Consider the following 11,393-nt stretch of genomic DNA (forward strand, 5'->3'; position numbering starts at 1 on the left):
AGGCCCGCCCCCGGTGCCCGGGACCCGCCCGTGCGGCCGGGCCTTCCCGGCCGGTCCGGCGGCGGGTGCATGCTGGAGAAGGAGAGGCGATGCGATGCGTACGGGCAGTGAGCCGGTGACCGCACGCAGTCCGCTGCGGATGCGGTTCTGGCTGAGTATCTGGGGTCTGATCTGGGCCGGTGGCGGCCTGGTGGTCTTCCTGCTGACCTCGCACCCCCACTGGGCGGCGCTCTGCGGGGTGCTGCTGCTGATCGTCGTCGTCGATCTGGTGGTCGTGGTGCGGCATATCCGGCAGGGCCCGCACTATCAGCCGGGGCGGGACATCCCTCCGTACGAGCCCGTGCACGAGGATCACCGGTCCGGACCGAAGGGTCGGGACCGGGAGCGGGACACTCCGTGAACCCGGCCGCCGGCCGGGTCAGTCCTCGGTGGACCCGGGGTCCGGCGTGCCGCCGGGGTCCGGGTGCGGGTCGGTGTCGAAGCGGGCCGCCTGGAGGTACTCGGGTCTGGGATCGAGCGCGGCGGCCAGCCTGAAGTGCCGTTTCGCCTGCTCGGGGCGGCCGGACCGTTCGAAGGTCCGGGCCAGGGCGAAGTGGGCGAAGGCGTTGTCGGGTTCCCGCTCCAGCACCAGCTCGAATTCGAGTTCGGCCGGGCGCAGTTGGGCGGCGGCGAAGAAGGCTCTGGCACGCAGCAGACGTGCGGCCGTGTTCTCGGGGTGGGCAGCGATGACCGAATCCAGCAGCTTCACGGCACCGCGGGGATCCCTCGCGGCGAGCAACTGCTCCGCCGCGCGGTAGTCGATGACATGCGTGTGCGGATCGCTTGTGGGCACGGTCGGATCCTTCCCCTCGCCGCACGGTTCCAACACCGGTCGCCCCGGAGCTATTCCGGGGCGGCGCACGGCCGGGGTACGTCTTAGCCGGACCCGGTGGCGGCCCGGCGGGCCAGCTCCGCCCACACTGCGCGCACCTTGGGCTCCAGTTCATCGCGCGGACCGTCATTGTCGATGATCAGGTCCGCGACGGCGCGCCGCTCCTCCCGGCCGGCCTGGGCGGCCATCCGGGCCCGTGCATCGGACTCCGTCATCCCCCGGAGCCGTACCAGACGGTCGACCCGGGTCGCGGGCTCGGCGTCGACCACGACGACGAGGTCGTACCGGGGGGCGAGTCCGTTCTCGGTCAGCAGGGGGACCTCGTGGACGACAACGGCATCCGCGGGTGCCGCGTCGGCAAGCTCCTTGGAACGGGCCGCGACCAAGGGGTGCACGATGGCGTTGAGCGCGGCCAGCCGGTCGGGGTCGGCAAAGACGACGGCGCCCAGTTTCGGCCGGTCCAGGCTTCCGTCGGGGCGGAGGATTCCGTCGCCGAACTCCGCAACGACGGCGGCGAGCCCTTCGGTGCCCGGCTCCACGACCTCCCGGGCGATCCGGTCGGCGTCGATGCGCAGCGCGCCGTACGACTCCAGCAGTCGGGCGACTTCGCTCTTGCCGGCGCCGATTCCACCGGTCAGGCCTACAGACAGCATGAGCAGCAGCTTAAGTCATGGCCTAGAGGTCCCGGCGGAGTTGTACCGGGGCGGTCCCGGGCCCTGCACCGCCTCCCGGCCCGCCGTAGCACCTCAGGTGTCTCCCTCACGCTCCGCGAGGAAGCGTTCGAACTCCAGCCCGATCTCGTCGGCGGACGGCAGATCGACCGGTTCCGCGACGAGGTTGCCGCGGCTCTCGGCGCCCGCCATCGCGTCGTACTGGTGCTCCAGTCCCTGGACGAGGGCCGTCAGCTCTTCGTCGCCCTCGCCGATCTGGCGCTCGATTTCGTTCTGCGTGCGGTGGGCCGCGGTGCGCAGGGCGTGCGCCACCCCCGGGAGCACCAGACCGGTGGCGGCGGTGATCGCCTCCAGGGCGGTGAGCGCGGCGTCGGGGTAGGCGGAGCGGGCCACGTAGTGCGGCACATGGGCGGCGACGCCGAGGACGTCCTTCCCCGCCTTCATCAGCCGGTACTCGATGAGGGATTCGGCGCTGCCGGGAACCTGGGCCTCGTCGAAGGGGCTGCGGTGGCCGGGCATGAGATCCGTGCGGTTGCCGTGGGGGGTCAGCCCGACCGGGCGGGTGTGCGGCACGCCCATGGGGATGCCGTGGAAGTTGACCGACAGCCGGACGCCGAGGCGCTCCGCGATCTGGGCGACGGCGGCGGCGAAGAGCTCCCACTCGACGTCCGGTTCGGGGCCGGAGAGCAGCAGGAACGGCGCGCCGGTGGTGTCCTGGACCAGCCGGACCTCGATGGCCGGGGTCTCGTAGGCCGTCCAGCGGTCGCGCCGGAAGGTCAGCAGGGGGCGGCGGGCCCGGTAGTCGACCAGCCGGTCGTGGTCGAAGCGCGCCACCAGCTGATGCGGCAGGGTCGCCAGCAGATGGTCGACGATCTGTTCACCGGTCTCGCCCGCGTCGATGTAGCCCTCGAAGTGGTACAGCATGACCAGACCGGCCGACTCCTGCGCGAGCGCAATGTCGACAACGGCGAGGCCCTTGGGGTCCCATGTGTACAAATCCTGCGGATCAGCCACGATCACCGCTCCTCCTCGTGTTCTACGTGAACAACGCGAGGTGACGGACGGGCATTCCCCCGGTACGGATCGAACACGCCGGGAAAACCGGTGCGGGGACGGCGCGGAGCGTCCGTACTCATGCCACCGGGCCCGCCCCCCGAGGGGGACGGGCCCGGTGTTTCAGCCGTGGATCAGCGGGTCAGAGCCTCAGCTCTGGCCGCCGGCCAGCTTCTCGCGCAGGGCCGCAAGGGCCTCGTCCGACGCCAGGGCGCCGGAGTTGTCGTCCGACTCCGAGGAGTACGAACCGCCGGTCGGCGCAGCGGCCGGAGCGGCAGCGCCACCCTCGGCAGCGGCGGCCTCGTCGGCCTCGCGGGACTTGATGACCTGGGCCTGGTGCTGCTCGAAGCGCTGCTGCGCCTCGGCGTACTGGGTCTCCCACGCCTCGCGCTGGGTCTCGAAGCCCGCCAGCCAGTCGTTGGTCTCCGGGTCGAAGCCCTCGGGGTAGATGTAGTTCCCCTGGTCGTCGTACGACGCGGCCATGCCGTAGAGGGTCGGGTCGAACTCGACCGACGCCGGGTCGGCACCGAAGGACTCGTTGGCCTGCTTCAGCGACAGCGAGATCCGGCGACGCTCCAGGTCGATGTCGATGACCTTGACGAAGATCTCGTCGTTGACCTGGACGACCTGCTCCGGGATCTCCACGTGGCGCTCGGCCAGCTCGGAGATGTGGACCAGGCCCTCGATGCCCTCGTCGACGCGGACGAACGCACCGAACGGAACCAGCTTGGTGACCTTGCCGGGGACGACCTGGCCGATCTGGTGCGTACGGGCGAACTGCTGCCACGGGTCTTCCTGGGTCGCCTTCAGCGACAGGGAGACGCGCTCGCGGTCCATGTCGACGTCCAGGACCTCGACCGTGACCTCCTGGCCGACCTCGACAACCTCGGACGGGTGGTCGATGTGCTTCCAGGACAGCTCGGAGACGTGGACCAGACCGTCGACGCCACCCAGGTCCACGAAGGCACCGAAGTTGACGATCGAGGACACCACACCGGACCGGACCTGGCCCTTCTGGAGGGTGGTGAGGAAGGTCTGGCGGACCTCGGACTGGGTCTGCTCCAGCCAGGCACGGCGGGACAGGACCACGTTGTTGCGGTTCTTGTCCAGCTCGATGATCTTCGCGTCGAGCTCCTTGCCGACGTACGGCTGGAGGTCGCGAACACGGCGCATCTCGACCAGGGAGGCCGGGAGGAAGCCGCGGAGGCCGATGTCGAGGATGAGACCACCCTTGACGACCTCGATGACGGTACCGGTGACGATGCCGTCCTCTTCCTTGATCTTCTCGATGGTGCCCCAGGCACGCTCGTACTGGGCGCGCTTCTTCGAGAGGATCAGGCGGCCTTCCTTGTCCTCCTTCTGAAGGACAAGGGCCTCGATCTCGTCGCCGACCTTGACGACCTCGTTCGGGTCGACGTCGTGCTTGATCGAGAGCTCGCGGCTCGGGATAACACCTTCGGTCTTGTAACCGATGTCGAGCAGGACCTCGTCCCGGTCGACCTTCACGATGACGCCGTCGACGATGTCGCCGTCGTTGAAGTACTTGATCGTCTCGTCGATCGCGGCGAGGAAGGCTTCCTCGTTACCGATGTCGTTGACCGCTACCTGCGGAGTGGCGGTGGTCTCGGTGCTGCTCGTCATGTGGGAAAGGGCTCCGGTACGGACATTGAAGTCGTAGGTACTGCTACGCCGAGAGCCCGTATCGCATGCTGCAAGAAGCCGAACCGCGTAGAGACGCCGGACCGGTCGCCGTCCGGGGGCCCGAAAGCTCCCGGACGAAACGACTCCGTCTGGAGGCGCCTCGTGAACCGAGGGGACATACATCACAGATGCGAGCGGCCTACTCCGTCCGAGGCACGCAGGCCCGCAGCGCAACTTGTAGCATACGGGGGCAGCCGAAGGCGGTCAATGCGCGAAGGCGCACACCGGGGGCGGATCGCCCCAATCCCGGCACAACTGAGGTTTGCGGAGGCCGTCATGGCCGCCGAACGGCAATCCGAACGCAAACTACAACGACGGTGAACATGAGCCAAGACGTCCGAGATCCCGCATACCCGTCCGGCGAGCCGGAAGCAGACCGGGGGCCGGGAACGGCCGGTTCCGCGGGCACACCGGAACCGGAGCCCGAGGCCACCCGCCGTGACGCGGGGGTCACCGAGAGCAGCCGGGCGAACCGGGGCTGGTGGGACCGGAACGCCGACGAGTACCAGCACGATCACGGCGCGTTCCTGGGGGACGACCGCTTCGTCTGGGGTCCCGAGGGGCTCGACGAGGAGGACGCCGCGCTGCTCGGCCCCCGTGAGTCGCTCAAGGGCCTGGACGTTCTGGAGATCGGGGCCGGCGCGGCGCAGTGCTCCCGCTGGCTCGCCGCGCAGGGGGCGCGCCCGGTGGCGCTGGACCTCTCCCACCGCCAGCTGCAGCACGCGCTGCGGATCGGCGGCGGGCCGGTGCCGGTAGAGCTGGTAGAGGCCGACGCGGGCGCCCTGCCCTTCCGCGACGGCTCCTTCGACCTGGCGTGCTCCGCTTACGGAGCGGTGCCGTTCGTCGCGGATCCGGTGGCCGTCTTCACCGAGGTGCACCGGGTGCTGCGACCGGGTGGGCGGTGGGTCTTCTCGGTCACGCATCCGATCCGCTGGGCCTTCCCGGACGAGCCCGGACCCGAGGGGCTGAGCATCTCGGCGTCGTACTTCGACCGGACGCCGTACGTCGAGCAGGACGAGGAGGGGCGCGCGGTGTACGTGGAGCACCACCGGACGATCGGCGACCGGGTCCGGGACGTGGTGGCGGGCGGCTTCCGGCTCGTGGACCTGGTGGAGCCGGAGTGGCCGGCGTGGAACGCCCAGGAGTGGGGCGGCTGGTCTCCGCTGAGGGGGAATCTGATTCCGGGTACGGCGATCTTCGTCTGCGTCCGGGACTGAGCACCGAGGCCCGGCCCCACCCCTTGTCCTATAAACCGATGAACCCGTCGGAGCGGTGGACAACCCGCGGCGCGGTGCTCGGGGAACGACCAGACTGAGCGCATGATCCGAACCGAGGCACTCGACCGGCTCCCGGTCCGCCACTGCGTCCCCGAGCTGCTGGCCGCGCTCGACGAGCACGGCACCGCGGTGCTGCACGCGCCCCCGGGCACGGGCAAGACGACGCTGGTGCCGCTGGCGCTGGCCGGGCTGGTCGGGACCGGCAGACGGCGGCGGGTGCTGGTCGCGGAGCCGCGGCGGATGGCGGTGCGCGCGGCGGCCCGGCGGATGGCCTGGCTGCTGGGTCAGGAGGTCGGTGAGGCCGTCGGCTATACGGTCCGGGGCGAGCGGCGGGTCGGGGCGGGGACCCTGGTCGAGGTGGTGACCACGGGGGTGCTGCTCCAGCGTCTCCAGCGCGATCCCGAATTGCCCGGGGTGGACACGGTCCTGCTCGACGAGTGTCATGAGCGCCATCTCGACGCCGATACGGCACTGGCCTTCCTGGTGGACGTCCGGGCCGCGCTCCGGCCGGAGCTGGAGCTGATCGCGGCCTCGGCGACGACCGACACGGATTCCTGGGCACGATTGCTGACCTCGTTGGACGGCTCCGGTCCCGCCCCCGTGGTCCGGGGGCGGGGCGAGGGCTTCGGCTGCGAGGTGCACTTCGCACCGCCGCCGGCCGGGATCCGCCCCGCCCACGGGACCCGGGTGGATCCGGCCCTGCTGCGGCATATCGCGGCGACCGTGCGTCTGGCGCTCGCCCGGCACGAGGGGGACGTGCTCTGTTTTCTGCCGGGTACGGGAGAGATCGCCCGGACGGCCGGGCTGCTGGACGGGGTGGCTGCGGAGGTCCTCCAGCTGCACGGGCGGGCACCGGCCGCGGTCCAGGACGCGGTGCTGCGGGGCGGGGGTGAGCGGCGCAGAGTGGTGCTGGCCACCTCGGTCGCGGAGTCGAGCCTGACGGTTCCCGGGGTGCGGATCGTGGTGGATTCGGGGCTGGCCCGGGAGCCGCGGACCGATCATGCGCGGGGGCTCGGATCGCTGACGACCGTTCCGGTGTCGGCGGCGGGGGCGGCCCAGCGGCTCGGCCGTGCCGGGCGCGAGGCCCCCGGCACGGTGTACCGCTGCTGGGCGGAGGCCGAGGACGGCCGGCGGGCCCGTTTCCCCGCGCCGGAGATCAGTGTCGCGGATCTGACGGGGTTTGCCCTGCGGGTGGCCTGCTGGGGCGATCCGTCGGCGGAGGGGCTGGCTCTGCTGGACGCGCCGCCCGGTGGCGCGATGGCCGCTGCGGGCAGGGTGCTGCGGGCCGTCGGCGCGGTGGACGGGGAGGGCAGGGTGACGGAGCGCGGTGTGCTGATGGCCCGGCTCGGGGTGCATCCCCGGCTCGCCCGGGCCCTGCTGGACGGCGCGGGGAAGGTCGGTGCGGGCCGGGCGGCAGAGGTGGTGGGGCTGCTGAGCGAGGAGCCGCCCCGGGATTACGGGGACGATCTGGCGACCGCCTGGCGGACGGCCCGGCGGGGCGGGGACGGCTATGCGGGTCGCTGGCGCGCCGAGGTGCGACGGCTGGAGTCGGCGCTGGCGGCGGTGGAGCCGATCGGTCGCGGGGGCGCTCGGCGGGCGGGCGGCGGACTGTCGGACGATGCGGTCGCCGGGCTGGTCACGGCACTGGCGTTTCCCGAGCGGGTGGCGCGTTCCCGGGGAGAGGGGTCGTTTCTGATGGCCTCGGGCACCCGTGGGGAGGTCGGGGCGGGATCGGTGCTGCGGGGCGCCCCCTGGCTGGCGGTGGCGGTGGCGGACCGGCCCGTTTCGGCCGCCTCGGCCCGGGTGAGGCTGGCGGCGCTCGTCGATGAGGAGACCGCCCGGGTGGCCGCCGGTCATCTGCTGGTCTCGGAGGAGCAGGTGCACTGGGAGGACGGGGAGGTCGTCGCCCGGAGCGTGCGGAGACTGGGGGCGGTGGAGCTGTCGGTGCGACCGCTGCCGGATCCCGATCCGGGACTGCTGCGGGCCGCGGTGCTCGACGGGCTGCGCAGGGAAGGGGTCGGGCTGCTGCACTGGACGCGGGAGGCCCGGGGCCTGAGGGAGCGGCTGGCCTTTCTGTACCGGGTGGTGGGTGACCCCTGGCCGGACACGGGGGACGCGGCCCTGCTGGAGCGGGCCGGGGAGTGGCTGGAGCCGGAGCTCTCCCGGGTGCGGCGGCGGGCCGATCTGGGCCGGATCCACGCGGAGCCGTGTCTGCGGAGGCTGCTGCCGTGGGCGAGCGGTGAGGCGGCCCGTCTCGACCGGTTGGCACCGGAGCGGATCGCCGTGCCGAGCGGCTCCCTGATACGGGTGGACTACGGCGGGGACCAGCCGGTGCTGGCGGTGAAGCTCCAGGAGCTGTTCGGGCTGGAGTCGACGCCGGAGGTGGCCGGGGTGCCGGTGCTGGTGCATCTCCTCTCACCGGCCGGGCGGCCGGTCGCGGTGACCGCGGATCTGGCTTCGTTCTGGCGGGACGGCTACCGCTCGGTGCGGGCGGAGCTGCGGGGCCGGTATCCGAAGCACCCCTGGCCGGAGGATCCCTCGAAGGCCGAGCCCACCCGGCACACACGGGCCCGTGCGGCCCGGGGCGGCTGACGGCGCGCCGGTTCGGGGAGGCCCCGGGCGGGGTCATCCGGCAGGGCTCATCCGGCGGGGGCGGCCGGGCGGCGGGCGCGGGCCTCCAGGAGGAAGGCCAGGGCCAGCAGCATCACCGCCAGGGCGAGAAGGCCCCGGGGCAGATAGGAGGTCATCAGCAGGACGAGCAGCCGCTGTTCCTTGACCAGTTCGACGGTGTGGTCGAGGTAGTCGGGGCGCATCTTCACATGGCCTTCGAAGGCGGTGACCCGGTCCCGGCCGCCGAGGAGGGTACCGCCGCGCAGCTCCTCCTGGTGGATCTCCTCGCCGTTGACGGGCGCCCCGGTGACGGGGTCCACCCAGAACATGCGCTTGGTGGTGTACCAGCGGGTGGTGCCGGTCTGCTTCTCCAGGGTCGTGGCGTCGACTCCGGGAATGGGCATCTTCTTGGGGAAGGGGACCTTGGTCCAGGGCACGGTCTGTTCGAAGTAGTAGACGTCGAGCCCGCGGAAGGTGCGGGTGCCCCGGTAGTGGATGGGGGCGGAGGCGCGGGTCTGTGCGTCGAAGTACTGGTAGTCCCGTTTCTCCGTGAGGAAGGGCCATTTGTAGGCGATGCCCTCCCGCCGTACGGGGTCGCCGTCGACGGATGTGCCACCGGCGTGGACGGGCGCCTGGCTGTGGGCGTCGAAGACATAGCGTTCGGGGATCTGGGAGACCATCTTCCCGTCGGGTCCCTGGATATGGGTGAGGGCGTCCCAGACGACGACATCGCGGCCGGCGTCGCGTTCGATCCTCTCGGACTCCTCCACATTGCCCTTGAGGGTCTGGACGATGGTGATCTTCTCGACCCGTTCGGCCTGGAGGGTGCCGTAGTTCAGCAGGGTCGCGGGCCGGGCTTCGAGGACGGTCTCCTGGTACTGGCCCGGGGGGACCTTGACGAGCCGGGGGAAGGCGTAGAAGCGCAGCAGAGGGGAGAGCGCGGCGAAGAAGACGGCGAGGGAGAGCAGCACGAGTCCGGCGCGGCGGCGCATGACCGGCCCCTTACTTCTTGGGGCCGGGGACGGTGGTCAGCAGGGGACGGGGCGAGGTCTCCCCCGGTGGCGCGCCGATCGCGGTGACGGTGAGGACGAGGGCAAAGGCGGCGGCCAGTCCGATGGCGGCGGCGACGAGGGCGCGCATGCTCGGCCTCCCGGTGGTCGGATCCCAGAGACCTGATGCATCGTCAGGTCCGGGGCACCGTAGCAATCGGGCCGCGAGATGAGAACCCGCGGGCCGGACCGGGGCGGAGCAACGGCATCGCCCCTCCGCCGGGTGCGGCGAAGGGGCGACGGGTGCCGGGGAGCGGGCGTCAGGGAGTTGTCGCCGTGGCGGAGGGGCTCGGGGACGTTGTCGGTGCCGGGTCCGCGGTGACCGTGAGGTCGATCGTCAGTACGGCGCCGCCCACCAGCGCCAGCTTCAGCTGGAAGGGGCCGGTCAGATCGTCGGCGTACAGCTCGGGGAGGGTGAGCGTTCCGTCGGCGGCCGTGGTCAGTCCGCCGAGGACGTTCAGCCGGGTGCCGTCGGGGCCCTTGAAGTAGGGGCCCTTCTCGGCGGGCACGGGTTCCCCGTCGGCACCGGTGGTGACGACGGAGGCAACGGCGGTCACCCCGGGGGCGACGGTGTCGCGGTAGGTCGCCTTGACGGCGATCCGGTGGGCGAACGCGGTACCGGGAGCGGCGGTCAGCGGCTTCTCGTCGGCCCGGACGACCTTGTCCGCGGCCCGTACGGTGATCTTGCCGCGGAAGCCGACGGCGGACGGCTTCGGGGCGACGGTCGTGGCGCGCACGATGAAGGTTCCGGTGCGGTCACCCGCCTCCAGCACCGGCGCGGTGACCGTGCCGTCGGCGGCAGTACGGAGGACAACGCTCCGCTTGCCCCCGGCGAAGACGGTCGCGGTCGTGCCGGTGATCTCGAAGCGGACCTGCTGCCCGGCGGTGGGCCGGCCCTCGGTCTTCACCCGGACGGTGACCCGTTCCGTCAGGTCCCGGCCCGCCATGGCGGTCAGGGCGCCGGTGCCGGCGTTCTCCAGGACGGGGACCGGAGCGGGCTTTGCCGGCGGGGTGGTCGGGGGCTTGGGCTTCCCGGGCGGCTGGGCGGGGCCCGGCGGGGTCTTCCCGGGCTGCTTGCCACCGGGCGCCGCGGGCTCCTTGACGGGCGCGCCGGTGTCGCCGCCGCCCTGGGACGGTGCAGTCGTACCGCCGCCCGTACCACTGCCGTTGCCGGGGCTGCCGCTGTCCGGGGTGTTGGAGCCGGGCTGGACTCCGCTGCCGTCGGGGACCTGGTGGGTGCCCTTCTTGTAGTACTCGAACCAGGACAGGACCGTGTTCAGATACGCGCGGGAGCGGTTGTAGCCCAGGATCGCCCGTTCGAGGTCGTTCGCCTGGGTCAGGTCCCGGTCGTTGGCGCAGAGGTAGCGGCCCGCGGCGAGGGCCGCGTCATAGATGTTGTTGGGGTCCTTGCGGCCGTCGCCGTTGGCGTCCTGGCCCCAGGTGGCCCAGGTGGAGGGGATGAACTGCATCGGCCCGACGGCCCGGTCGTAGACGGTGTCGCCGTCGTAGGCACCGTTGTCGGTGTCCGGGATATTGGCGAAGCCCACGCCGTTGAGGACCGGTCCGCGGATCGGGGAGAGCGTGGTGCCGTTGGCGTCGACACGGCCGCCGCGTGCCTGTCCCGACTCCACCTTGCCGATCGCGGCCAGCAGTTGCCAGGGGACCTTGCAGCCGGGGTCCGAGGAGGCGATCGTCTGCTCGGCACGCTTGTAGGCGGCGAGAACGGTCGCGGGTATGCCCGCTTCGGCGGCGCCGGACGGGGCGGTGCCGCCCGGGGTGCCTGCCGTGCCGGGCGCAGTGCCCGTCGGGGTGGGGGACTTCAGCGGCGGAAGGTCGGTGTAGTAAGGAGAGTCTCCGGTGACGGGAGTGCCGGGCGGCGGGGTCGCTTCATCGGTCACATCGTCCTGCGCCCCGTGGCTGTCACCCGAAACGGTGTGCGTGACGCCCGGCGCCTGTGAGGCCGAGAGCGCGGCCACTGCGGCGGCGGCCACGGCTGTGGTGGTCGCCCCCCTGCGCAGTCTGCGGCCGAAGTGCGCTGCCATACCTGGTCCCCTCCCCGAGACGGTTCTCCCTGCTCCGCGTACGCGTCAACCCAGCCGACCCTACGTCACCCATGGCCCCCGGGGTACCGGGCCCTGACCGTTTTTCACCACTTCGCCAC

General features: G+C 71.9%; 10 protein-coding genes. 3 read left to right on the forward strand and 7 right to left on the reverse strand.

The annotated features are described in order from the left end of the window. Positions 1 to 94: 94 nt before the first annotated feature. Positions 95 to 400, forward strand: a complete 306-nt coding sequence (locus B7R87_RS06380; protein ID WP_006349900.1) for a DUF6343 family protein — start codon at positions 95 to 97, stop codon at positions 398 to 400. Between the two features lie 18 nt (positions 401 to 418). On the opposite strand, the gene B7R87_RS06385 is transcribed toward B7R87_RS06380, so the two are convergent. From B7R87_RS06385 to rpsA, 4 genes are all read right to left on the reverse strand, one after another. Next, positions 419 to 832 (reverse strand): tetratricopeptide repeat protein, encoded by a 414-nt coding sequence (locus tag B7R87_RS06385; RefSeq protein WP_006349899.1) that lies wholly within the window; start codon positions 830 to 832, stop codon positions 419 to 421. An 83-nt stretch (positions 833 to 915) separates the two neighbouring features. Beyond that, positions 916 to 1,524: a dephospho-CoA kinase gene (coaE, locus tag B7R87_RS06390; protein WP_006349898.1), complete on the reverse strand. Its 609-nt coding sequence runs from the start codon at positions 1,522 to 1,524 to the stop codon at positions 916 to 918. 93 nt (positions 1,525 to 1,617) lie between these two features. Continuing rightward, positions 1,618 to 2,556: a PAC2 family protein gene (locus B7R87_RS06395; protein WP_040916619.1), complete on the reverse strand. Its 939-nt coding sequence runs from the start codon at positions 2,554 to 2,556 to the stop codon at positions 1,618 to 1,620. A gap of 189 nt (positions 2,557 to 2,745) precedes the next feature. Further along, the gene (gene rpsA, locus B7R87_RS06400) at positions 2,746 to 4,236 is read right to left on the reverse strand and encodes a 30S ribosomal protein S1 (protein WP_006349896.1); all 1,491 of its coding nucleotides are present in this window, start codon (positions 4,234 to 4,236) and stop codon (positions 2,746 to 2,748) included. A gap of 383 nt (positions 4,237 to 4,619) precedes the next feature. Here rpsA and B7R87_RS06405 point away from each other — a divergent pair, with 383 nt between their 5' ends. Together B7R87_RS06405 and hrpB are read left to right on the forward strand one after the other, a co-directional pair. Beyond that, entirely contained in the window at positions 4,620 to 5,513 is an 894-nt protein-coding gene (locus B7R87_RS06405) for a class I SAM-dependent methyltransferase (protein ID WP_006349895.1), read from the forward strand. 102 nt (positions 5,514 to 5,615) lie between these two features. Then, positions 5,616 to 8,165, forward strand: coding sequence for an ATP-dependent helicase HrpB (gene hrpB / locus B7R87_RS06410; RefSeq protein WP_130584541.1), 2,550 nt, complete (start codon positions 5,616 to 5,618; stop codon positions 8,163 to 8,165). 47 nt (positions 8,166 to 8,212) lie between these two features. On the opposite strand, the gene B7R87_RS06415 is transcribed toward hrpB, so the two are convergent. The 3 genes from B7R87_RS06415 to B7R87_RS06425 form a co-directional block, all read right to left on the reverse strand. After that, positions 8,213 to 9,175, reverse strand: a complete 963-nt coding sequence (locus B7R87_RS06415) for a DUF3068 domain-containing protein (protein WP_006349892.1) — start codon at positions 9,173 to 9,175, stop codon at positions 8,213 to 8,215. A 10-nt stretch (positions 9,176 to 9,185) separates the two neighbouring features. Next, positions 9,186 to 9,323 carry an SPW_0924 family protein gene (locus tag B7R87_RS06420; RefSeq protein WP_006349891.1) on the reverse strand — a complete coding sequence of 46 codons (138 nt, stop codon included), beginning with the start codon at positions 9,321 to 9,323 and terminating at the stop codon, positions 9,186 to 9,188. A 169-nt stretch (positions 9,324 to 9,492) separates the two neighbouring features. After that, entirely contained in the window at positions 9,493 to 11,274 is a 1,782-nt protein-coding gene (locus B7R87_RS06425; RefSeq protein ID WP_006349890.1) for a lytic transglycosylase domain-containing protein, read from the reverse strand. Positions 11,275 to 11,393 lie beyond the last annotated feature (119 nt).

Source organism: Streptomyces tsukubensis (assembly GCF_003932715.1).
Classification (GTDB): Bacteria; Actinomycetota; Actinomycetes; order Streptomycetales; family Streptomycetaceae; genus Streptomyces; species Streptomyces tsukubensis.